Raw genomic sequence first — 25,336 nt, 5'->3', positions numbered from 1 at the left:
CTTCACCTTGATATCTTTCCCAGAAGAACAAAATCAATTTCCCTTGAAACTTCATCAACTCTTACAACTCTAACTCTAACCTTATCCCCGAGCCGATAAACTTTCTTCGTATATTTCCCTATCAAAGCATATTGACTCTCATCGTAAATGTAATAATCATCGTTCATATCACGAACCTTGACAAGTCCTTCAACAAGTATATCATTTATTTCAACGAACAATCCAAAATCTTGAACTCCCGAAATAATGCCATCAAAAACTCTCCCAACATGTTCTTTCATATACTCAACTTGTTTAAACTTAATTGATTCTCGCTCTGCTTCCATCGCTTTTATTTCCATTTCAGAAGAATGTTTGCAAATTTCTGGAAGTTTTCTTGCAATCTGATTTAATCTTTCATCATCAACTTTTCCTTCCGTATATTCATAAAGAAGGCGATGAACGACAAGGTCAGGGTATCTTCTTATCGGAGATGTAAAATGAGTGTAGTATTTGAAGCCAAGCCCGAAATGACCTATATTTTTTTCCGAATAAATTGCCTTCGCCATTGATCTAATTGCTATGTCATTGACAAGATATTCATATTCTGTGTCTTTTACCTGTGCAAGGAGTTTTTGAATTGATTTTGAAAGTGGTTTTGAATCAATTTCAAATTTAAATCCAAGTTTTCTCACAAATTCAGCAAGATTTTTCAACTTTGCTGGGTCTGGAAGATCGTGAACTCTGTAAACAAATGGATACTCACGATTTTTTCTATTCATCTTTCCAACATGCTTTGCAACCGTCTGATTTGCAAGCAACATAAATTCCTCTATCAACCTGTGGCTATCAAGACGAACTTTCTTGATAATCTCAATCGGTCTTCCTTCTTCATCAAGTTTGAACTTCACCTCTGGAGTTTCAAAGTCAATGCTTCCTTCACGCAATCTCTTCTTCAATAAAATTTTGCTCAACTTGTGCATTTCAAGAATTATATCCGCAAAATCACCTTCACCTGTTTCAATTATCCTTTGAACTTCTTCATATGTAAATCTTCGCTTGCTTCTTATTATGCTTTTGTGAAATGAATAATCTTCCACAACTCCTTTTGAATTCACAATCATAAAAACAGAATACGCAAGCCGATCAACATTTGGATTCAAACTGCAAACATTATTTGACAATTTCTCTGGCAACATCGGGATAACTCTATCAACAAGATAGACGCTTGTCCCACGCCTGTATGCTTCAATATCAATTTTGCTTCCTTCTTTAACATAAAAACTCACATCTGCAATATGCACACCAAGTTTATATTTCCCATCAGGGAGAACTTCAAGCGAAACAGCGTCATCAAAATCTTTTGCATCTTCTGGGTCTATTGTAAAGCAAATTAACTCTCTCAAATCAAGCCGTTTTTTATATTCCGACTCTGGAATTTCATCAGGAATTTTCTCTGCTTCCCTTAAAACATCATCTGGAAACTTCGTTGGGAAATCATAATTTCTTGCTATTGATAGAATTTCTGCGTCATTTTCACCTGCTTTTCCGAGAACTTCAATTATTCTTCCCTCTGGGCTGAAACCCTCATCAATCCAGTCAACAAGTTCAATTGCAACTTTATCTCCAACTTTAGCGTTAAACTTCTTAACATTTTTCTCATTGATGTAAAAGTCCCGAATTATGTGTTTATCATCTGGGATAACGAAGTAAATCCCCTTTTTCTTTGAAAGAACTCCCGTTATAACTTTTCTCCCACGCTCAATTATATCAACTATTTCACCCTCCGCAAGAAGTCCTTTTCTTTTTTCAATCACTGAAACAGCAACCTTGTCTCCATCAAGTGCGGTGTGAATAAATCTCGGCGGAATAAAAACCTCTTTTATATCACCACCCAAATCATCTTCAATTTCAACGAAGCCATAACCATTCGGATTTACGGTTAATCTTCCAACGAGAATTTTCGGATTTGGTTTAAATGTGTATTTGTTTCTCGGCAACTTAACAATTTCACCCTTTTCAACCATCTCATTTAAAATTCGCTTTATAATCCCCATCTCATACTCTTCAATCAAATCAAGTTTTTTCGCAATCTCTTTTGCTCTGAACGATTTCCTTGCTCTTTTCTTCAAAAACTTCAAAATTCTTTCCTTGATCTCGGAAGTTTCAATTTCTTTCTTCATAATCTTATCCTGTAATATAACCCAAGTTTGTTTACAATTTCTTTTTCTTGATAGAATTGTATCGGCTTTCTTTGATATTCAATCGTCAAATTTCCTCCGAAAATTTTCTTAAAAATCGGATACTGTATGACGACGACAGATTTTGAAATGTCTGTAAAAATATCACCTCCAAATTGGATAACTGCACCACCTATATTTCCAGTTATTCTCAAACCTTTAAATCCAGAATAATATCCAAACTCCGTGCTTGTTATAAACCCGCCCAAAACATCACGCAAGATATCCGTGATAACTCCAGAAACAGCGGTGCTTAAAAGCGACGCACCAGCGGACGACCAAAGATTTTCTGTAAACATCGCAACTTCACCACTTGTCAATTCATCTTTAAATCTTCCCGTGACAAGAAACGAGATTGCATCTGATTCAACTTCACCGTGCGGATAAACTTTTTGATAATCTTCACCATCTATAAACATTTGAACTTTTACAATTGGCTTTGAAAGAGTCCCAGAGATTAAAAGTTTAATTTGAACCGTTTCAACTTTCCCAGCACTTATCGTATCAGTTAAAACAGTGTGAGTTCCCGTATAACTTGCGATTATGTCAAGTTCTGGGCTGTTTAAATCACCAGTGAATTTTAATTTCCCACTTGCGTTAAACCTTTTGAAAAAGTTATAATAAGAACGATCAAGTATATCAATCTCTCCATAAGCAAGGGTTGAACCAGAATAATTCCTCAAATTTAATCTGCCTGTAAACTCTGCGAAAAATTCTTCGCCAGTTTGAGTGTTAAGAACCAAATTTAACTTCGCATTTTTTGAAGTTGAAATCATTAGATCGTAGTTCAAACTTGAAAAAATTCCATGTTTTCTCTTAACCTCCAAACTTTCGCCACCAGTTTTAACAGGTATATCAAGATAAACAAGTTGTTCAACTTGTGTTTCCTCTGTTTTGAGCGTATCAAACGGATTTAGATAAACATACTCAAATCCAGTTCCTTTTGATATACTCGTTGCACGCTTCGGAAGATAGTTTAAATCAACATCGGATAACAAAATTTCTCCATTTAAATATAATCCCGTAGTGTCAATTTTTAAACTCAAACCATTTCCACCCGTCTCTGCGATAACCCTGCCGTAAAATCCCGTATCCCCAAAACCTTCTTTATCAACAATTAACAACTTCCCATTTATGCTGAAATTTCCCCGTGAAATTGAATAACGATCAAAATACACAGCACCTTTAATTTGAACTTCGCCATCTCTGTAATCATCTGGATTGTTCCACAAACTCAAATCCTCAACATAAACGACATTTGAATCAATTTTTCCACTCCCGTAAACAAGATAATACTTATTGTTTGGCTTGAACCTGAAAATGCAATTTTGAAGCGAAAAATTACCCTTGAAATTCGGATTGTCAAATGTCCCTTGAAAATCAACATTTGCAGTTATATCGCCACGAAGGTCTGACACATCAGAAATAAACGGCTCAAACACAGCAACAGGAAATCTGAAAAGTTTCATCTTTCCGATAACATACGGCTTCGGATACTTTACACTCACATCCCGCCTAAACCACATCGGAATTGAAATGTTCATATCCATCGCATTATACTTTACATCTCCAACTTCCGTCAAAAGCGAAGAATTCAAATTTATCACATCACCCTCAACCTTGCCAAAACATTGAAACTCGCCGAGTTTAATTTCTTTATACATAAAATCTTTGATCAAAATTTCAACTTCAGAACTTGGTTTATCATGTGTTCCATAGACGAAAATTGAGAAATCAACATCGCCAGAAAATGTTTGAGTTTTTAATGCGCTGTCAAGTTTTAAATTTTCACCCCACAATCTCAACTGTTGCGTTTGTTTATCAATGAAGCCAGCGATGTAAAATTTTTGACCATTTAAAAGAAAAGATGCTGGATTTATCACAAGCCCACTCTTCGTTTGGAAAAATTCAATTTCATCTTCAATGTAAATTCTGCTACCGTAAATTTCGCCCACGAAATTTTTCAAAATATATCTATTCGCTTCGCTCCCAAACTGAAACAGTGAGACGATTTCAACATCCCAATCGCTCGCTTTACCCGAAAATTCTGCGTAAAGATTTGGCTCTTCAAATGCAAAGTTAACATTTGCTCTGTCAAATTGCATAACCCTTGAATCAAAATTTCCACAAAGACCTTTGACCTCAAACTTCAACTTTTCTGATTTATAATCAAACTCAACTTCTCCGTTAAAATAACCAAATTTAAATGTGTCAATTTTTCCATCTTTGAAATTCAAATATGCGATGTCTTTTAAATTTGCATTGCTGTAAAAGTAAAATCCTCCCGAATCAGAAAGAAAAACTCCATCAAGATTTCCAATTGCCTGAAAAATTTGACCAATTGAAAAAACAGAAATAGGTGTTAAGTTCTTAAACTTTATCTTGTAATCAACTTCAACTTGATTTTTAAGATCGCCAAAACTTACGCCTTCAAACTTGACAAAGTTTAATTTCTCATTGACTTTACCTTGAATCGTTTTAATCGCAAGTCCAACTGATTTAAAAAGGTCATCAAAGTTAAACTTGCCTTCAAGATTTAAGTCAAACATATTTGATTGAAGATTCAAACTCTTTTTCTGTGCATCTTCGGTATATCTTGCGTTCAAACGCAATTTGCTAATTTTGTAATTTCCGAAACTTGACGGATTAAGTTGAGCAAACAAATCCATCTTTTTGAAATTTCCAGATGTAAATTTGAGAATAAAATCGCCAGAAATATGACTTCGCAAAAAATGTGGTTTATCTGTTCTGATTTGAGACAAATCAAGATCAGTCAGAGACCCACTCAAACTTAACAGAAATTGGTTCGCTTCATCTTTTTTTAAATTCAAATCTATTATGCCTTTAAATCCTTCGGAAATTGAGACAAAAGTCCCGTTCAATTCGCCACCTCTCAAATCAAACAGAAAGTTTGACTTCGGAAGCAAAACTTTATTCACAAAAGATTCACTTATTTCAACCCTTGCTCTTGCCTCTGCGTTATCAAAACCTACACCTTTACCGCTCAAATTTCCTGAAAAATTGAGAATTCCCCTCATGCTTTCCGTGTTTAAAATATCTTCTGGATTTAAATCCGAAACTCTAAAATTCAAATCGTAAGCGAAATCATCTTTGATTTTGAGTTTCGCATCAAGATTTACAATTGTCTTATCCCAGTTGAAATTAACACTTGAAGTAAAATCAAGCGGATGACCTATGTATCTGCCATCAAGATAAAATTGCTTGACCTTAAACTCTGGCAAATTGACAAGTGTGACAAATTTTTCTATGTCAGAAGTGTTAATTTTTGAATTCTGAATTTGGGCATCAATCAAAAAATCTGAAAATTTTATCACATTTTTAAGTTCGCCAGTGATTGAAATCTCGGAATCGTAAATTTTTGAATTTATCCTTTTTATCTTCAAATCTTTCAAAGTCCCTTCCGCTTCAATTTCTACTGATGGAGAGCCATTTAAGAAATGAACAGATGGAATAAATTTTGTCAAATCACCGAAACTGAAACTATCCGCAACAAGATAAACGCTCATATAAACATTTTCAATCGTGTTTCTATCAAGTTTGAACAAATTATCCTTCGTGCTTGCAAAGAAGTTAAACTTTGCCCTGCTTCTCCCAGTTAAAATTTCAACATCCTTCGCTTGCAATTCCTCTTTATCCATAAAAATTTTTCCAGATAAATCTGCGTTAAATTTGCCTTCATCAACGATAAAGGAAAGTTTAAAACTTCGCAAGTCAATTTTTTCAGATGAGTAAGAACCGCTCAAATTTAAATTAATATCGTGGATTGTGAAATTGTGGTAATTAATACAATTCAAACTTTCTGCAAGTGCGGATGTTTTCAAATTTAGTGAATCAACAAGAGAGAATTTGCCATCATCAATCACAAATTTATAAAATGAGACGGAAATTCTACCACTTGCATCCCCTTTTCTCGGTTTGATAATTTTTTGATAGTTCCAGTTTCCGTTTCTGTCTCTTATGAGATTGACTTCGGGCTTGTAAATTATGAACTCATCAAAAGAATAACTTCCTCTGATCAATCCAATGGGATTATATTTGAGTTCAATGCTTAATGCTTTAATGAATGTTTTGCCATCAACATCAATGCGAAATCCATCTATGCCAAGCCCTGTGAATAAATTGCCATAAAATTTTCCAAGATAAATATCTCCACCAATTGATTTTCTCAATTCAGATTCAACTTTATCGTGAATGAAAATTCTAAATCTCTCCGTCTGCGTGATTATCAAGACGATTGAAATCAAAATCAAAAACAATGCGGAGAAATAAAAGACGACTTTGAAAAGTTTTTTGAAGATTTTTTTCATCTCTTGCAGAATCTTTCAATGATGGTTTTTATAATGTTCGTCGTTGATCTGTTTGGTGTTAACTCAATTAAAACAACTTTTCCACCATTTGCTTCAACCACATCTCTCCCGACGACATTTTCAACGCTCCAATCACTTCCCTTAACAAGAACATCTGGAACTATTTTTGAAATCAATTCATAAGGTGTTGGTTCATCAAAAATGACGACATAATCAACAAAAGCAAGATTTGAAAGTATAAACGCTCTATCCTCTTGCGGGACGATCGGTCTACCTTCACCTTTTATTTTTCTTACCGAAGAATCGCTGTTCAAACCAACTATCAAAACATCGCCAAGTTCTTTCGCTCTAATCAAGTATTCAACATGTCCCCTGTGCAATATATCAAAGCAACCATTTGTAAAGACAATTTTTTTCCCTTCGTTTTTGAGTTTATTTCTTATCTCAATTATTTCATCCAAATTAACAATTCTTCCCATACTACCATTCACCTTTTGAATCAAGAAGAGCAGCCTTAAAAAGTTTTTCTTTATCAACTGGCACGACGCCAACTTCTTCAACGACAATTCCAGCAGCGTAATTTGCAAGCGATGCAGATTCAATTATATCAGCACCACTTGCAAGGGCAACTGTTATCGTTGATATAACTGTATCACCAGCACCAGAGACATCAGCAACTTTTCTTGCTTTCGTCGGAATGTGTTTTACATCTCCATTCTTTGTGAAAAGCGTCATTCCTTTTTCGCCACGTGTTAAGAGAAGATATTCACACTTTAATCTTTCAAGCAAAATCTTCCCCGCTTCAATTACTTTTTCTTCTGTGTCAATTTTACGACCTAAAACATCTTCAACTTCTTTCCTATTCGGCTTAAAGACAGTCACATTTTTAAATTCAAAAAAGTTGTCAAATTTCGGATCAACAGTTATAACTACGCCATATTTATTAGCAATGTCAATCAAATCGTGGATTAAATTTCTCACGATAACACCTTTGTTGTAATCTTCAATTATTATCGCATTAAGTTGATGAATGTTTTGAAGGACAATCTCTTTTATTCTTTCTTGAATTGAATAATTTATTGGCTCTCTTGATTCCCTGTCTATTCTGACAACATGCTGGTTATGGGCTATGACCCTTGTTTTAACCGTTGTCGGTCTTGAACGATCAACAATGATCCCACCTGTGTTAAAACCTTCTCGTTTCATTAGATCAAACAAAATTTCACCTTCTCTATCATCTCCGACAACTCCAATAAGAAGCGGAAACGCACCGAGAGATTTTATATTGTTTGCGACATTGCCAGCACCACCAAGTTTTGAATCTTCTCCTTCAACTTCAATAACTGGCACAGGTGCTTCTGGAGAAATTCTATTGACGCTACCCCAGATGTAGCGATCAAGCATAAGGTCACCAATTACCGCAACTTTTACATTTTCAAAATTTTTGAAAAGGTTTAAAAGTCGCTCCTCCGTGAATTTTATCATGAAAAATTCTGACTTTGTTTTGAATTCAATGATAAAAATACGCAAAGACAATAGAATAAGCAAGTTCAAAGGATAGCGACTTGGTTTTGCTAATACTGTTGGACTTTTTTGGATTTCAAACTTCATTTGAGTATATTTTACATCAAGTAAAACCAAATTTTTAACACTTGTTGTGTCCGTAAGAACACGTTTTGCTCCAAGTCCAACTGGATTTCTTCACGTTGGTGGATTAAGAACAGCGCTGTATAATTATCTTTTTGCCAAAAAACACAACGGTCAATTTATCCTTCGCATAGAGGATACCGACCAGACAAGAATTGTCCCTGGGGCTGTTGAAAATTTAATTGAGACATTAAAATGGGCTGGAATTGAATTTGACGAAGGTCCGATTAAAGGAGGACCTTATGGACCTTACATTCAGTCCCAGCGGCTTGAACTTTATCACAAACATGCTCTTGAACTTATTGAAAAAGGACACGCTTATTATTGTTTTTGCACGCCCGAGCGACTTGAAAAGATGCGTCAAGAGCAAATTAAATCAGGTCAAGCCCCGAAATACGATGGCACCTGTAGAAGATTAACCCCAGAAGAAGTTAAGAAAAAACTTGACGAAGGAATACCAAAGACAATAAGAATGAAAATTCCAGAATGGGGGGAAATAACTTTTAACGATTTAATTCGTGGAGATGTGACGATAAATTTTAAAGTCCTTGATGATCAAATAATTTTGAAATCAGATGGATTCCCAACATATCACCTTGCGGTCGTCGTTGATGATCATTATATGAAAATCTCACATGTGATCCGTGGCGAAGAATGGCTCCCGAGCACGCCCAAACATATTTTGCTCTATGAATATCTCAACTGGGAAAAACCACAATTTGCTCACCTGCCATTGCTTTTGAATCCGGATAGAACGAAACTAAGCAAAAGACAGGGAGATGTAGCAGTTGAAGATTATAGAGCAAAAGGTTATCTCCCCGAAGCCGTTGTTAATTTCATCGCTTTGCTTGGTTGGAATCCGGGCGATGAAAGAGAATTTTTCACAATTGAAGAATTGATAAAAGAATTTTCACTTGAAAGAGTCAACAAAGCTGGTGCTATATTTGATATCAAAAAACTCAATTGGATGAATTCGCATTACATAAAAAACTACGACCTTGACAAATTAACACAACTTGCGATACCATTTCTGAAAGAAAAAGGTTACGATGTTTCAAACTTTCAAAAAGTTAAAATTATCGTTGAAGCAGTCCGAACTCATCTTGAATATCTTGCTCAAATTGTTGATTATGTTGATGTATTCTTCAACGATGAAATTCGACTTGAGAATGGCGAAGCGCAAGAGATGTTGAATCTAAGCACGACAAAAATTGTCTTTGAGAAATTTATCAATAAGATTGAAAATCTTGACACTGAAATAGACAGAGAAAAATTCAAACAAATTGCAAAGGAAATACAATCTGAAACTGGGATAAAGGGAAAAAATCTTTTTATGCCAATTCGGATAGCGCTTACGGGTAAAACTCACGGTCCGGAGCTTCCTCTTCTTGTTGAGTTCTTTGGGAAAGAAAAAATAAAACAAAGGATTGGGAAATTTCTGAAGGTATGAGCAAACGCTTGAGATTTATTGATGTGTACCGCGGGCTTGCAATACTTTTGATGTTACACGGACACACTGCGGATGCGCTTTTGAATCCGGGTGAAAAAATGAGTTTGGCTTTTCAAATCTACACAATCTTTCGGGGTTTCACAGCACCGATGTTTTTATTTATCTCTGGGTTCGCTTTTTCAATCACAACTTTGAAACACATTGATGAATACACGAGGTTTTCACAAAAATTTTTGAAGCGATTGAGAAAATTTCTTTTCATTGTGCTTCTTGGCTATTTTCTTCATCTGCCGTATCTTTCGCTGAAAAAGTTGATAAATGAAACAAACTTTGAAACATTAGCACAACTTTTTTCATCGGATGTTTTGCAGGTTATCGGGGTTTCGCTTCTTTCAATGCAAATTGCCTTGTTTTTTATCAAAGACAAAGAAAAATTTGCAAAACTTTTGTTTCTATTCGGAATTATCTCATTTTTAATTTCCCCGTTTCTTTTCACAGTTGACTTCTCAAAATTTTTGCCTTTATTCATAGCGCAGTATCTTAACACATTTCACGGTTCAAAATTTCCGCTCTTTCCATGGATTGGATATATTTTGATTGGAGCTTACATCGGTTATAAATTTATGATTGAGTCATCTCGGGGAAATGCTGATGCTTTCTTCAAAAAAATTTTCAACTTCGCCATACTTTCATTTCCAGTTCTGTTCGCATCAGAATACATATTTGAAATCCTGCTAAACCCAAATCAATTCATCATTTATTCAAGCCCATTTTTGCAATCTTCACGGCTTGCTTTCGTGATTGTTGTTTTTTATATGATTTGGAAGATTGAAAAGATTGTAAAGTTAAAGGTTCATCCACTTCAAATTTACGGTATGGAGTCGCTCTTTGCTTATGTCTTTCATTTGATGTTGGTTTATGGAAGCCCTATAAATCCATTTCACTCTTTTTATTCTCTCCTTGGTGGAATGTTAAGTTATGTGCATGTTTTTGGTATTTTCATACTGCTTGCGCTTGTGGTTTTTGCTTTTTCTTACGCATTGAACTTTTTAAAGAGAACGAAAAATCAAACTTTTGACTACTTTAAATACGCAGCAGTAAGCATAATTCTGCTTGTGTTTTTCATAAATCCACATTAAAAAAGGAGAAAAAGATGAGAGCAGTTGCCATAACCGAATTTGGGGGAAGGGACAAGTTAAAACTTATGGATTTACCCCAGCCGAAGCCAAAAGCAGGCGAAGTTTTAATTCAACTCAAAGCAGCCAGTTTAAATCATCTTGACATTTGGATAAGAAAAGGACTTTACAAAATTCCATTCCCGCATATTCTCGGAGCTGATGGAGCTGGAATAATCGCAGATGTTGGAGAGGGAGTTACGCATCTTAAAGTTGGCGAAAAAGTTTTAATATCTCCTGGTATAGGTTGCGGAATCTGTCAGGAATGTGCTTCAGGGAGAGAAAATTTCTGCAAACTTTATCATATACTTGGTGTTCAAAAAGATGGGACTTATGCTGAATATGTTGCTTTGCCAGCGCAAAATGTTCTTCCAATTCCGCCAAACCTTGATTTTGAAGAAGCAGCTTCAATTCCACTTGTATTTTTAACAGCGTGGCATGCCCTTGTCACAAGGGGTGGAATAAGACCTGGGATGAAGGTCTTAATCCACGCAGCTGGAAGCGGAGTTGGTATCGCAGCAATTCAAATTGCAAAACTTTTCAATGCCATTGTCTTTACAACAGCAGGGAGCGATGAAAAACTTGAAAAGGCGAAAAATTTAGGAGCAGATGTTTTAATAAACTACAAGAAAGAGGATTTCCAAGAGAGATTGAAAATTGAAACGCAAGGTGAGGGAATAGATTTGATTCTTGACCATGTTGGACTTGACACTGTTATGAAAGGTTTGAAATCATTGAAAAAAGGAGGTAAATTAATTACACTTGGAGCAACAAGTGGAAGTGAAGTGCCAATTGAATTGAGATTTGTTTACGGGAAAAATTTGTCAATTGAGGGAATCTATATGGGAAGCAAGGGAGAACTTATGGAGGTTTTGAAGTTTTTCTCGGATGGAAAATTAAAACCTGTAATTCACACGATATTACCGCTTGAAGAAGCGCAAGAGGCACACAGAATTCTTGAGGAAAGAGAAGCATTTGGAAAAGTTGTTTTGAAAATTTGAAACTTACAAACAAAAAATTTTTCAAAATTATGAAAGCGTTAATTGCAAGTGGTGGAAGGGGAACTCGCCTTAGACCGTTAACCCATACACAGAACAAACATTTGATTCCAATTGCAAACAAACCAATGCTTCATTATGCGATTGAGACAGTTGCGGAGGCAGGGATAAAAGAAATTGGCATCGTTCACAACGCAGATAGTGATGAAGTTCCAAAAGCAATCGGAGATGGAAGCAAGTGGGGTGTTAAGATAACTTACATTCCACAGGAGGCACCGCTTGGGCTTGCACATGTTGTTAAAATTGCCGAAGATTTCATCAAAGGAGACAAATTTGTTTTTTATCTTGGGGATAATATGTTTGTTGGTGGGATAAAAAAATTTGTTGAAGAATTTGAAAAGAATCATTACAATTGTTTTTTGACGCTTGCAAAGGTAAAAGACCCGCAAAGGTTTGGCGTTCCAGAAATAGTTGATGGAAAAATTGTAAGAATTGAGGAAAAACCGAAAGTTCCGAAAAGTAATTACGCAGTTGCGGGAATTTACTTTTATGACAGCTCCATTTTTGAAGCGGTGAAAAATATAAAACCAAGTTGGCGTGGGGAACTTGAAATTTCAGACGCTCATACTTATCTAATTGAAAAAGGTTATAAAATTGGCTATGCAGAAATCACAGGTTGGTGGAAAGATACAGGTAAACCGGAAGACCTCCTTGAGGCAAATCGTTTAGTTCTTGACTCACTTGAAGCGAGAATTGAAGAAAATGTTGAGGTTGATCAAAGCACAAAAATTGAAGGCAAAGTCATACTTGAAAAAGGAGCAAAGATTAAAAACAGCATAATCCGCGGTCCAGCAATCATCGGAAAGAATTGCATAATTGAAGGAAGTTATATCGGTCCATACACATCAATTGACGAAGGAACATTTGTTCTCAACAGCGAAATTGAATACAGCATCATAATGAAAAATTGCAAAATTTTAAATGTTGGAATTAGAATTGAAAGCAGCTTGCTCGGGAACGATGTTGAAATCGTTGAAGCGACAGGAAAGCCACGTGTTCATAAGTTTATGGTTGGAGATCAATCAAGAATTGAAATAGCGTGGTGAGTGAATTAAATTTTTCTCAAAGATAAACAAATTTGAAAAACAACATCAGGAGGTCAAAAATGTATCAAAACATTTTATTTGAAGTAAAAGAACACATTGCTTTTGTCACAATTAACAGACCTGAAAAGTTAAACGCATTAAACCATCAAACAATGCTTGAACTAAAAGATGTTTTCACAAAAATCAAAAACGACGATGAAATTTATGTTGTCATAATCACTGGCGCTGGTGAAAAAGCATTTGTTGCCGGAGCCGACATAGCCGAACTTAACAAACTTGATGCGGTCTCAGGTCGTGAGTTCGCAGAAAGGGGACAGGAAGTTTTTAATTTGATAGAAAATCTCGGAAAACCTGTAATTGCAGCTGTGAATGGTTATGCCCTTGGTGGTGGAAGCGAGCTTGCTTGGGCATGTCATTTTAGAATTGCATCCGAAAACGCTGTCTTCGGTCAGCCAGAAATTGATCTTGGGATAATCCCCGGATACGGTGGGACTCAAAGATTAACACGACTTGTTGGAAAAACAAAAGCAATGGAACTTATCTTAACAGGAAGAAGATTTACAGCAAAAGAAGCTTATGAAATGGGAGTTGTAAATAAAGTTGTTCCCCAATCAGAGCTTATGAAAGAGGCGGAAGAATTAGCAAAGGTTCTCGCTTCAAAACCACAAATTGCAATTAGAATGGCTATAAAAGCAGTTAACATGGCTTATGAAACAACATTGAGCGATGGGCTTCATCTTGAAGCAACACTTTTCGGAATTTGCTGTGGAACCGAAGATTTCAAAGAAGGAACATCGGCATTTCTTGAAAAAAGAAAACCGGTTTTCAAAAATAAATGAACTTAAAGTTTGATCTTAGCGGTGAATGGGAATTCAAAGCAAGTTCAAGTGAATTTTTACCGCAGGAGTTAAGAACAAAACTTTCAATATGGAACAAGGCAAAAGTTCCGGGGACAATTCATCTTGATCTACTTGCAAATGATTTTATTCCCGATCCATTTTTTGAAACGAACGAAATTGATGTTCAGTGGGTTGATAAAGTTGATTGGATTTATAGAAAAAAGTTTTTGCTTGATTTTGATTTTTCAGATTTTCACTCCGTTAAACTTACTTTTGAAGGACTTGATACAGTTGGAAGTGTTAAGTTGAACGGTGAAATCGTAGGTCATTTCAACAATATGTTCATTCCGCATTCTTTTGAAGTTAAGAACTTGATAAAGAGCGGAGAAAATGAGATAGAGGTTTTCTTCAAATCTCCCACGGTTGCAGGCAAAGAACTTGAAGAGAAATATGGCAAACTCCCGGTTGAACTTGCAACGCACAGAGTTTATTTAAGAAAGGCACAGTATTCATTTGGTTGGGATTGGGGTCCGGTGCTCACAACAAGCGGAATATGGAAACCTGTCTATCTTGAATTCATAAAATTCGCAAAAATAAAACATGTTTGGTTTAAAACGCTTTCAATTTCAAATTCAAAAGCAGAAATTTCGGCAGAAATTGAACTTGAAAAATTCACTGAAGATGATCTTGATTTAAAAATTGAAATTTTTTACAAAGACGAAAAAATTTACGAAAGAAGCTTAATCCAGAAAAAACGCGACAGGGTGAGAGCGCATAGATTTGAGATAATATCCGCAAAATTGTGGTTTCCAAACGGATACGGTGAGCCAGAGCTTTACACAGCGATAATTGAAATTTCAAAAGATGGCGAAGTAATTGATAAAATCACCAAAAAATTTGGAATTAGAACAGTTAAGTTAATTCAGGAAGATGATGGAGAAGGTGAGAGTTTTATTTTTGAGATAAACGGAGAAAAAATTTTCTGCAAGGGTGCAAACTGGATCCCTGCCGATAGTTTCCTTCCAAGGGTTAGAAAGGAAGATTACGATAAACTTTTGAAAATGGCGAAAGATGCGAATTTAAATATGTTAAGAGTTTGGGGTGGTGGCATTTATGAAGATGATTATTTTTATGATAAGTGCGATGAACTTGGCATAATGATATGGCAGGATTTTATGTTTGCCTGTGCAGGTTATCCAGAATATGATGAATTTGTTGATAATGTTAAGAACGAAGCAATTCAAATCGTCAAAAGATTGAGAAATCATCCATCAATTGTTTTATGGTGTGGAAACAATGAAAACGAGTGGATCTGGGTTGACAAAACGCAAAAAAGCCCAGATGAAATGCCAGGCGCAAAAATTTTTAGAGATGTTTTAAAAGAAATTTGCGAGCAATACGACGGCACAAGACCATACTGGCGAAGTTCCCCATGGGGAGAGAATTATCCAAACTCCGAAATAAACGGAAATCATCATCAATGGAAGGTCTGGAGCCAATGGATTGATTATAAAAATTATGAAAATGTTAAAGCAAAGTTTATAACCGAGTTCGGCTTTCAAGCACCACCCCATATTGAAACTTTAAAAGAAGTTTTAAAACCTGAAAATAGAAATTTCAATTCTTTTTCAATTCACCATCACAATAAACAAACCGAAGGTATCCCCCGACTTTTCAGATTTTTAACCTCGCACTTTAAAATTACCGATGACTTTGAAGATTTAATCTATCTGATGCAGTTAAATCAAGCGGAAGCGATAAAATTTGCGGTTGAAAACTGGAGAATAAGAAAATTCAAAACCGCTGGAACTTTGTTCTGGCAATGGAATGATTGCTGGAATGTTATAAGCTGGTCTGCGATTGATTATAGAAAAAGACCAAAGGCACTTTATTATTTTGCGAAAAAATTTTTCAATCCAGTTCTTCCCGTCTTAAAAAGAATTGATGATTCGCTAAAAATTTACATTTTGAACGATCTGCCAAGACAAGTTTCGGGTGAGCTAATAGTTAGAACATTTACGACTTATGGAGCGAAAAAGTTTGAGAAGAAAATTAAAGTTGATGCGGAAAAAAATTCCGTTGCTTTCGCTTTTGAAAGTAATTTAAAAGGTTTAAAAGTTGAAGATTTCCAAACCGATTATATTCACGCAGAATTTAAATACAACGATGGGAGAATTTCCGAGAACTCAATTTATTTTGAAGAGCCAAAATTTATGAAGTTCAAATCGCCGGGGTTAAAGTTCAAAATTTCAAAAGTGGATGAAAATCTTTACAGATTAAAACTTTACTCAAAAAATCTCGCAAGGGCTGTGTTTGTTGACTTTTCTGGTTTTGATGTTGAGTTGAGCGATAACTTTTTTGACATCAACCCTGATTCAACGATTGAGGTTGAATTAAAATCTGATAAAACTCTATCAGAACTTTTAAAATCCATCCGAATAAAATTTCTCACCTGACATTTGCATTGATTTGCTCCATTGATTATATTTGTGAAAAATTTTGAAGCAAGGGAAAGTGAAAGAACGGATAAGTTCAGTTCTTATAATTGGAAGCGGTCCAATAGTAATAGGACAGGCGTGTGAGTTTGATTATTCGTGGACTCAGGCATGTAAAGTTCTTAAGCAACTTGGTATAAGAGTCATTCTCGTCAACAATAATCCAGCCACTATAATGACGGATCCAGAATTTTCGGATGCGACCTATCTTGAACCTTTAACTCCTTTTTTCATTGAAGAGATAATTAAGAAAGAAAGACCTGATGCCCTACTCCCTACACTTGGAGGACAAACTGCGCTCAATCTTGCCGTTCAACTTTATGAGATTGGAATTTTACAAAAATACAATGTTAAGTTAATTGGCTCAAACATTGAAGCGATCAGAAAAGCCGAAGATAGAGAACTTTTCAAAAAAGCGATGGAGAAGATCGGATTAAAAGTTCCACAAAGTGAATATGTCAAAAGCATTGAAGAGGGGATAAGTTTTGCTGAAAAAATTGGTTTTCCAGTTATTTTGAGACCAAGTTTTACGCTTGGTGGAACAGGTGGTGCAATTGCCTATGATCTTGAAGATTTGAAAGTCAAACTTGAAAAAGCATTGATAGAAAGCCCGATTAAAAAAGTTCTTCTTGAACAATCTGTAATCGGGTGGAAAGAATACGAGCTTGAAGTGATGAGAGATAAAAAAGATAATTTTGTAGTTGTATGCTCAATTGAAAACTTTAACCCGATGGGAATTCACACAGGGGATTCAATCACGGTTGCACCTGCACAGACATTAACAGACAAAGAATATCAAAAACTCCGTGATTACGCAAGGTTGATAATAAATGAAATTGGTGTTGAAACAGGTGGAGCAAACATACAATTTGCGGTAAATCCAGAAAACGGAGAAACGCTTGTCATAGAGATGAACCCACGTGTGAGCAGAAGTTCGGCGTTAGCAAGCAAAGCAACTGGCTTTCCGATTGCCAAAATTGCAACACTTCTTGCTTTGGGTTATACGCTTGATGAAATTCCAAACGACATCACAAAGAAAACACCCGCATCGTTTGAACCATCAATAGATTATTGTGTTGTTAAAATTCCGAGATGGGATTTTGAAAAGTTTAAAGAAGTTGACGATACGCTCGGGGTCCAGATGAAATCAGTTGGCGAAGTTATGGCTATTGGAAGAAATTTTAAAGAAGCTTTTCAAAAGGCAATACGATCGCTTGAAATTGAAAGATTCGGTCTTGGATGCGATGGAAAGGATGAAATTGAAATTTTGGGTAAAGATGAAAACTTAAAAAATCAGATTCTTGAACGATTGAAACAAAACAAGTGGGACAATTTCTTCTGGATAAGGCACGCTTTTAAACTTGGTGCGACAATTGACGAAATTTACACAGCTACGAAAATTGACAAATGGTTTATTTACAATTTGAGAGAGATAGTTGAGATTGAAGAAGAATTGAAAAATACCGACATCTTTAAAACAGCGCTTGAAAATCCAAATCTTGCAAAAGAATTAATCTTGAAAGCCAAGCAAAATGGATTTTCCGACATACAGCTTGCTCACATTTGGAAAACCACTGAAAAAGAAATTAGAAGTTTAAGAAAAAAACTTAACATAATTCCTGTTTACAAAACGATTGACACATGCTCTGCTGAATTTGAATCATACACGCCTTATTTTTACTCAACTTATGAATTTGAAAATGAATCCACCCCAACACAAAGAAGAAAAATTTTAATCATTGGAAGCGGTCCAAATAGAATTGGACAAGGCATTGAATTTGACTACACAAATGTTCACGCTGTTTTCGCTCTGAAAGAAGAAGGTTTTGAAACGATTATGATAAATTGTAATCCAGAGACAGTTTCAACAGATTACGACACTGCGGATAGATTATATTTTGAGCCGATAACTTTTGAAGATGTTATGAATGTAATTGAACTTGAAAAACCAGAAGGTGTGATTTTAAGCTTCGGCGGTCAAACCCCGTTAAAACTTGCTAAACTTTTTGAAAGCGAAGGGATAAAAATTCTCGGGACATCTCCACAAAGTATAGACATCGCAGAAGACAGAGGTAAATTTGCTCAACTTCTTGACACACTTGGAATAAACTATCCACCCGGAGATTATGCTAATTCAATTGAATCAGCTCTTGAAATTGCAAGAAAGATCGGTTATCCCGTTCTCGTTCGCCCGTCTTATGTTCTCGGTGGAAAAGCAATGAAAATAATCTACCGTGAAAATGTGCTGATTGATTATCTAAAACACGAGATAAAAATTTCCAAAGATAATCCCGTCTTGATAGATAAGTTTCTTGAAGATGCTTTTGAATACGATGTTGACGCAATATGCGATGGTAAAAATGTTCTTTTGCTTGGAATAATGGAACACATTGAAGAAGCAGGGATTCACTCCGGGGATAGCTCCTGCGTTTATCCGCCGTTTATGTCATCAAATGAGACAATTCAAAAAATAATTGAATACACACAAAAAATTGCAATTGCTTTAAATGTTATCGGGTTGATCAACATACAATTTGCGGAAAAAGATGGGATTGTTTATGTTCTTGAAGCAAACCCCCGCTCATCACGAACTGTTCCATTTTTAAGCAAAGCAACTGGAATACCTTTTGCAAGGATTGCGACAAAAATTCTCGTTAAAAATTCTGATGAAGTAATGCAGGAATTCAATTTGAAAAACTTCAACCATAAAACTGTTAAGATCAAAGCATGTAAAACCCCCGTCTTTTCATTTTCAAAACTTCCGAATATAAATGTTTTCCTTGGACCAGAGATGCGTTCAACTGGTGAAGTAATTGGACTTTCATATTCACTTGGTGAATCTTTTGCAAAGGCACAAATTGGCGCTGGGAACAATCTTCCACTTTACGGAAATGTTTTGATAAGCGTAAATGACAGAGATAAAAACGAGAAGATAATTTCAATTGCTAAAGAATTTATAAATCTTGGATTTAAAATTCTGGCTACGGATGGAACAGCAAAATTTTTGAACTTAAATGGGATCAAAGCTGAAAAGGTTTTCAAAGTAAATGAAGGACACCCGGACATTGTTGACTTGATAAAAGAAGGAAAGATAAATTTTATCATAAACACGCCTCTTGGGGAAACTTCAAGGTTTGATGAGTTCGCAATTGGAAGAAACGCCATAAAATACAAAGTTCCATTCGTGACGACTCTTTCAGCAGGATTCAGCGCAGTTGAAGCGATTAAAAAATTGAAAGAAGGGAAATTAACGATAAAAAGTTTACAAGAATACCATCGTGAAATTAAATATGAATTTGCAAAATGAGAAAAGCAAAAATTGCACTTGAAAATGGAATTGTGATTGAAGGTGTAAATTTCGGCGCTGAAGGAGAAACCTATGGCGAAGTTGTATTTAACACTGCATTAACTGGGTATCAGGAAATGATAACAGACCCATCATACAAAGGTCAAATCCTGATATTCACAAATCCATTAATCGGAAATTACGGGATAAATGATGAAGATATTGAATCAAGATCGCCACAGGTAGCAGGAGTTGTTGTAAGAGAAATTTCAAAGTTTTACAGCAACTGGAGAGCAAGTGAATCTCTTGACTCTTATCTTAAACGACATAACATCGTTGGGATTTCAAATGTTGACACGAGATTTTTGGTAAGACAAATAAGAGATAAAGGAGCGATGCGAGGTGTAATCTCAACGCTTGACTTTGACGATAAAAGTTTGATTGAAAAAGCCAGATCAATTCCACAAATGAGCGGTCTTGATCTTGCAAAATTTACAACGACGGAAGAAAGTTATATTTTCAATCCTGAAAACAACGCAAAATTCTTCGTGGTTTTATACGATTTCGGAGTCAAATTAAACATACTTCGTAAACTTGAAAAATTAAATTGTAAAGTTCTCGTTGTTCCCGCTCATACCGATGCGAAAGATATTTTGTCTTTAAATCCAGATGGAATTGTCTTATCAAACGGACCTGGAGATCCTTCTGCATTAACTTATGCAATTAACAACATCAAAAAATTAATTTCAAAAAAACCGATACTTGGAATTTGTCTTGGGCATCAACTTCTATCTCTTGCGGTTGGTGGCAAAACTTACAAAATGAAATTCGGTCATCGTGGCTCAAATCATCCTGTTAAGAACTTAATCACCGAAAAAATTGAGATAACATCACAAAACCACGGGTTTGCGGTTGATCCAGAATCATTGAAAGAATCAGATGTTGAAATCACACATATAAGTTTAAACGATGGCACAGTTGAGGGAATTGCATTGAAAAACTTTCCAGTTTTTTCAGTTCAGTATCACCCAGAGGCATCACCTGGACCGCACGATAGCGAATACATCTTCAAAAATTTCGTCTATTTGCTCCAAAAAACACAAAACAATGTTTTCTGATGAAAATTGCTTTTTTAATTGATTCAGAACCTTCACAGGAACAGTTAAGCGCATTTAAATGGTTGAGGGCAAGAACAGGTTGTGCATTTCAAGTTGAAATTGAAAAAATAAATAATGCGAATTTAAACGAATTCAACATCATCTGGTGGCATTACGACAAAAGTTTAAATCTTCCAGAATTCGCAAGTTCAGACGAATTCAAAACAACACTTTTAAACTTTTTAAACCGTGGTGGAAATTTGCTTTTAACTTTGACAGCAGTTAAACTTCTCAATGTTCTTAACATTGAACCGATTGAACCTGATTTTGAAAAAAGAGAAATTTTAACCTCTTCACGATCGTATGGTTTTGCTTCTTTCCTCGGTCATCCAGTTTTCCGAAAACTTCACAACGCAACTTATACATTCACCGCATCAGAAAAGACAGAAAAAATCATGCTCGCTTATGTAGATCGGACGCCAGAAAATTTAAAAATTGTTGGGATTGAAAAAGTTGATGACAAGATCAATCCAACGAAAAAAATTTTGTTTGAATTTGAAAGCAAATTTAAAATCATCGCAATTGGCGGATATGTATATTTCTCGGACAAGGGAAATCCAAACTGGAACAATCTTGACAGATTGCTTTTGAACTCAATTTTATATCTTAACAATCCTCGCAAATTCCCAGAGCCAAAGACATATTGGGATTTCAGAGAAAACATAACACGTGCAAGTTTTCAACTTGAAAACAAGGCGTTAAGAACAGCACAGAAGAAAATTGGCAGAAAAAGCACTGACATTCAAAGCGAAATAAAAGGAAATTATCTCATTCAAGGCGAGCAAATTTTCGCAGAAATAACAGAGCAAAAAATTAAGTCAATATCAATCCCACCATTACAAATAATTGACGAGATTAGTTTGTCTTTAAAAAGCAATGAAGAATTCAAGCAAATTGAAAAACCACAACTTATCCTGAAACCAGAAGCGGTGGTTAGAAATTTTGAAATTGGCGAAGCCAAATTCTGTGAAACAATCTTCACACATCCAAAAAAGCCGATTTTAATCTCAAATTTTTTGATAACAAGCGACAAAGAAATTGAAATTTGTTTAAATTTAAAAATTTCCCCAAAGTTTTTAAGCGAGCCAAAATTTCAAATTAAAAATTTCTCGTTTGGGTTTGATGAAAAGTTAAAATGCTTTTATGTTTTCAATCCTCAAATCTTCGCTATTTTTGCTGGAAGCGCACGAAAGCCAGAAAGTTATGAAATTAAAGTTGGAGATTTTGTTGATGTTAAGATTTTTTACAAAGTTTCCGCTGGCTCTGAAAAAGCATTTAACTTTGCAATCACAGGTGTCTTTCAAAATCCACGAGCCCCAAAAGATATTTTATCTGAATCAAAAGAACTTTACAAACTTTCTCTCACATCACCGCACAAAATTTTCAAAGAAAACTTCAAATCTGTCAGAAACGCATTGAGAAAATATCTCACAATTGAGACACAGGACGAGAACATAAATCAAAAATTTAAATTTGCTGTTTCGCTTCTTCCAAAGTTTATGAAAGATGTCAAAACGCTGGGACGATTTTTGGTCAATGATTTGAGAGAGGAATTTATCAACACAGAAAAAATTTTAAATTCACTTAACACATTGCTTAAAATTGGAGATTATGAAGATACAAGAGACACGCTTGAATTTCTCGGAAGATACATAAGCGTTGATAGTAAATTACCCCAAAAGTTTTTGCTTTCTGGATTTTTTGAATACGATAACAATTTGAAGTTTAACTTCATCAAAATTTGTGGAGATTATCTTCGCTCTTCAAAAGATAAACTTTTTGCGAAATTTACATGGCAAAGGATTAAGAATTTAATTTCAGGCGAGATAGAAAATTTGCAAAATTATCCCGATGCTTTTAACTCAATTCTTTTGTTTGCCAATACTCTTGAAGATAGCGAATATATGGAAAAATTGAACGAATTAAAGTCCAAAATGCGATTTGAAAATGGTGTAAAAAAGTTATCAAGCAAGATAAATCAATTTGATCTTAACTCTGCGATTGGCGTTTCATCTTTTGTTGAGAAAATCCTTGATGATTTTGAGTTTGATGTAAATGCGTTTGAGAAAAAATTAACTTTTAAACCAAGGATAAAAGATGCGATTGGCTCGGTAAAGATGAAAAATTTGAGATTGCAAAATATGAGAATTAACATAACGATTGAGAAATCAAGTGATTGTCTTGTTATTAATTTTGAAAAGAATAATCTTCCAGAGATAAATGTAAATCTTGAGATTTTTGAAAGCCCTCGCAATGTTAAAAATGTTTTGATTGATGATAAAGTTTGCAAAAGTTTTGAATGTGATGAAACGAGTTTGAAAATTGGGTTTTCATTCAGGTTTAAAAGGCAGGTTAAAATTTTGTTTGATTGAGTCAGGTTGCAAAAATCTTGACGGGAGTGCAAGTGGATTTTTGTGAAGATAGAGCCCAAAATTTTGCCCCAATCTATTTGCTAAAATATCTCTTTCATCTCTGACAAGATTTAACCCTAATTTTTCACCTTCTTCAACAAGCAAACCAATTTTATCTGCACTTGCCCTACCTTCATTTGTATATGTTAAATAAGCAGAAAAGAAAAAATGTTGAAGTTTATCTCTATCGTCAATTGTATTGGAGAAAATATGCGATGGCAGGTTTGAGGTTCTTTTAAAAAATTGCTCTTCGCTTTCGGAGGTTAAGAAAATCGGAATTTTAAATCCAAGGAGAGGAAGTTTAAAGTTAATTTTTCTGTGATCAAGGGTTGCAAGTGCGCACACGAAAAGTGCATCTTTTATATTATAATCGCACAAGACGAGAGATTTTTTATAAATGATATCAATTGCGTTGAGATCGCCGAGTTTATTTTTTAACTCTTTGAATTCTTCGCTTCTGATGAAATTGCGTAGTTGATGGACATAGAAAATTTTATTTTTGAGCAAGGTGTTAAAGATTGACTGTGATTGTGCGATTGAAAATGAAAGTAGAAGTGTTAAGATGTTAAGTTTGAATAACCCCGACATTGAATCTCGGCAGATACGGATTATTGTTTGCGATTTCAATTCCACGAGAAATTATCTTTCTTGTTTCAACTGGGTCAATTATCCCGTCAACCCAGAGTCGTGCAGCTGCAAACAACGGTTCCATTTCTTTTTCATATTTTTGCTGAATTTCCTTCAAAAGTTTTTCCTGTTCTTCTTTCGTTATGACTCTACCTTCTCTTTCCATTTGCGAAAGTTTTATACTTAACAATGTTTCGCTTGCTTGTTTTCCGCCCATAACTGCAATTTGAGCAGTTGGCCAAGCGAAGATAAATCTCGGGTCATATGCTTTTCCGCACATAGCGTAATTTCCAGCGCCGAAACTATTTCCAATTATAAATGTAAACTTCGGAACAACGCTGTTCGCAACTGCATTTACCATTTTTGCTCCGTCTTTTATAATTCCACCCCACTCTGCCCTTTTACCAACCATAAAGCCGGTTACATCCTGAAAGAAAACAAGCGGAATTTTCTTTTGATTGCAATTCATAATGAATCTGGCTGCTTTATCTGCGCTATCAGAATAAATCACGCCCCCAACTTGCATTTCGCCAAGTTTTGTTTTAACGATTGTTCTTTGATTTGCTACGATTCCAACAGCCCAACCATCAATTCTCGCATAAGCACAGATCACGGTTTTACCATATCCAGCTTTGTATTCATCAATTTCGCTATCGTCAACTATTCTTGCAAGAACTTCATACATATCGTAAGGTCTTGAAATATCTTTTGGAATTATGCCGTAAATTTCATACGGGTCAAATTTTGGTGGGCGTGGTTCAACTCTGTTAAATCCAGCTTTTGGTGTTTCACCAAGTTTTGAGATTATGCTTCTTATCGTTTCAATTGCTTCTTCATCATTTTTACATTTGTAATCCGTGACACCGCTAATTTCACTGTGGACGGTCGCTCCGCCAAGGGTTTCAATGTCAATTTCTTCACCAATTGCAGCTTTAACAAGATGTGGTCCCGCAAGGAAAACGCTTCCCGTGCCCTCAACAATCAAAGCTTCGTCGCTCATGATTGGAAGATAAGCTCCACCTGCAACACACGGACCCATAATTGCTGCAATTTGCGGAATCCCCATTGATGACATTATAGCGTTGTTTCTGAAAATTCTACCGAAGTGTTCTTTATCTGGGAAAATTTCACTCTGCAATGGCAAAAAAACACCTGCTGAATCAACAAGATAAACGATCGGAATTCTATTTTCCATTGCTATTTCTTGTGCTCGCAGGTTCTTTTTGCAGGTTATTGGAAACCAAGCCCCAGCTTTAACAGTTGCATCATTTGCAACTATAACGACATCACGACCGTGAATTTTTCCAATTCCAACAATTACACCTCCAGATGGTGCGCCACCATATTCTTCATACATCTCATAACCAGCAAACAAACCTATTTCAAGGAACTCGCTTCCCGGATCTATCAATTTTTGAATTCTTTCTCTTGCGGTTAATTTGCCACGCTTGTGCTGTTTTTCAATTGCATCTTTTCCACCACCAAGTTTTATCTGTTCTGCTTTCGCATTCAAAATTCTTAACAAATTTTTCATATTATCTTCATTTTCAAAGAAGCTTTGATCCCGCTTTATCGGGCTACCTATTGCTTTTGGCATT

At 35.4% G+C, this 25,336-nt stretch carries 15 protein-coding genes; 9 read left to right on the top strand and 6 right to left on the bottom strand.

Annotated elements, in window-relative coordinates; all coding sequences use genetic code 11:
• Nucleotides 1–2 precede the first annotated feature (2 nt).
• The 4 genes from rnr to rfaE1 are packed head-to-tail and all read right to left on the bottom strand — an operon-like array spanning nt 3 to nt 8,032.
• Nucleotides 3–2,162, bottom strand: coding sequence for a ribonuclease R (gene rnr / locus AWW83_RS00305; protein WP_234697210.1), 2,160 nt, complete (start codon nt 2,160–2,162; stop codon nt 3–5).
• On the bottom strand, nt 2,159–6,547 hold the full coding sequence (locus tag AWW83_RS00300; RefSeq protein ID WP_092346676.1) for a translocation/assembly module TamB domain-containing protein: 4,389 nt from the start codon (nt 6,545–6,547) through the stop codon (nt 2,159–2,161). Before AWW83_RS00300 ends, rnr begins: the two co-directional genes overlap by 4 nt.
• Nucleotides 6,544–7,026: a D-glycero-beta-D-manno-heptose 1-phosphate adenylyltransferase gene (gene rfaE2 / locus AWW83_RS00295; protein ID WP_092346673.1), complete on the bottom strand. Its 483-nt coding sequence runs from the start codon at nt 7,024–7,026 to the stop codon at nt 6,544–6,546. Before rfaE2 ends, AWW83_RS00300 begins: the two co-directional genes overlap by 4 nt.
• Before the next feature lies 1 nt (nt 7,027).
• The gene (gene rfaE1, locus AWW83_RS00290; protein WP_092346670.1) at nt 7,028–8,032 is read right to left on the bottom strand and encodes a D-glycero-beta-D-manno-heptose-7-phosphate kinase; all 1,005 of its coding nucleotides are present in this window, start codon (nt 8,030–8,032) and stop codon (nt 7,028–7,030) included.
• A 172-nt stretch (nt 8,033–8,204) separates the two neighbouring features.
• Between rfaE1 and gltX the strand changes: the two genes are divergently transcribed.
• The 9 genes from gltX to AWW83_RS00245 are packed head-to-tail and all read left to right on the top strand — an operon-like array spanning nt 8,205 to nt 23,072.
• Entirely contained in the window at nt 8,205–9,644 is a 1,440-nt protein-coding gene (gene gltX / locus AWW83_RS00285) for a glutamate--tRNA ligase (RefSeq protein ID WP_092346667.1), read from the top strand.
• A complete protein-coding gene (locus AWW83_RS00280) occupies nt 9,641–10,783 on the top strand; it encodes a heparan-alpha-glucosaminide N-acetyltransferase domain-containing protein (protein ID WP_092346664.1) in 1,143 nt (380 codons plus the stop codon). The genes gltX and AWW83_RS00280 overlap by 4 nt, the downstream gene beginning before the upstream one ends.
• A gap of 14 nt (nt 10,784–10,797) precedes the next feature.
• Nucleotides 10,798–11,820 carry a zinc-binding dehydrogenase gene (locus AWW83_RS00275; RefSeq protein ID WP_092346661.1) on the top strand — a complete coding sequence of 341 codons (1,023 nt, stop codon included), beginning with the start codon at nt 10,798–10,800 and terminating at the stop codon, nt 11,818–11,820.
• Nucleotides 11,821–11,849: 29 nt separating this feature from the next.
• The gene (locus tag AWW83_RS00270) at nt 11,850–12,923 is read left to right on the top strand and encodes a glucose-1-phosphate thymidylyltransferase (RefSeq protein WP_092346918.1); all 1,074 of its coding nucleotides are present in this window, start codon (nt 11,850–11,852) and stop codon (nt 12,921–12,923) included.
• A gap of 59 nt (nt 12,924–12,982) precedes the next feature.
• Entirely contained in the window at nt 12,983–13,762 is a 780-nt protein-coding gene (locus AWW83_RS00265) for an enoyl-CoA hydratase/isomerase family protein (RefSeq protein WP_092346658.1), read from the top strand.
• Nucleotides 13,759–16,218 carry a beta-mannosidase gene (locus AWW83_RS00260; RefSeq protein WP_092346655.1) on the top strand — a complete coding sequence of 820 codons (2,460 nt, stop codon included), beginning with the start codon at nt 13,759–13,761 and terminating at the stop codon, nt 16,216–16,218. Before AWW83_RS00265 ends, AWW83_RS00260 begins: the two co-directional genes overlap by 4 nt.
• A 40-nt stretch (nt 16,219–16,258) precedes the next feature.
• A complete protein-coding gene (gene carB, locus AWW83_RS00255; RefSeq protein WP_092346652.1) occupies nt 16,259–19,564 on the top strand; it encodes a carbamoyl-phosphate synthase large subunit in 3,306 nt (1,101 codons plus the stop codon).
• Nucleotides 19,561–20,661: a glutamine-hydrolyzing carbamoyl-phosphate synthase small subunit gene (carA, locus tag AWW83_RS00250; protein WP_092346649.1), complete on the top strand. Its 1,101-nt coding sequence runs from the start codon at nt 19,561–19,563 to the stop codon at nt 20,659–20,661. Before carB ends, carA begins: the two co-directional genes overlap by 4 nt.
• Nucleotides 20,661–23,072 (top strand): DUF4960 domain-containing protein, encoded by a 2,412-nt coding sequence (locus AWW83_RS00245; RefSeq protein ID WP_092346646.1) that lies wholly within the window; start codon nt 20,661–20,663, stop codon nt 23,070–23,072. Before carA ends, AWW83_RS00245 begins: the two co-directional genes overlap by 1 nt.
• On the opposite strand, the gene AWW83_RS00240 is transcribed toward AWW83_RS00245, so the two are convergent.
• Nucleotides 23,031–23,699 (bottom strand): hypothetical protein, encoded by a 669-nt coding sequence (locus AWW83_RS00240; protein WP_092346643.1) that lies wholly within the window; start codon nt 23,697–23,699, stop codon nt 23,031–23,033. The two genes, AWW83_RS00245 and AWW83_RS00240, sit on opposite strands and share 42 nt — an antisense overlap.
• Nucleotides 23,677–25,335, bottom strand: a complete 1,659-nt coding sequence (locus AWW83_RS00235; RefSeq protein ID WP_092346640.1) for an acyl-CoA carboxylase subunit beta — start codon at nt 25,333–25,335, stop codon at nt 23,677–23,679. The genes AWW83_RS00240 and AWW83_RS00235 overlap by 23 nt, the downstream gene beginning before the upstream one ends.
• Nucleotide 25,336 lies beyond the last annotated feature (1 nt).

The organism is Candidatus Chryseopegocella kryptomonas (assembly GCF_001536065.1).
Lineage (GTDB): Bacteria > Bacteroidota > Ignavibacteria > Kryptoniales > Kryptoniaceae > Kryptonium > Kryptonium kryptomonas.
The sequence above is the reverse complement of the archived record's forward strand: the minus strand, read 5'-3'. Positions and strand labels throughout refer to the sequence as shown.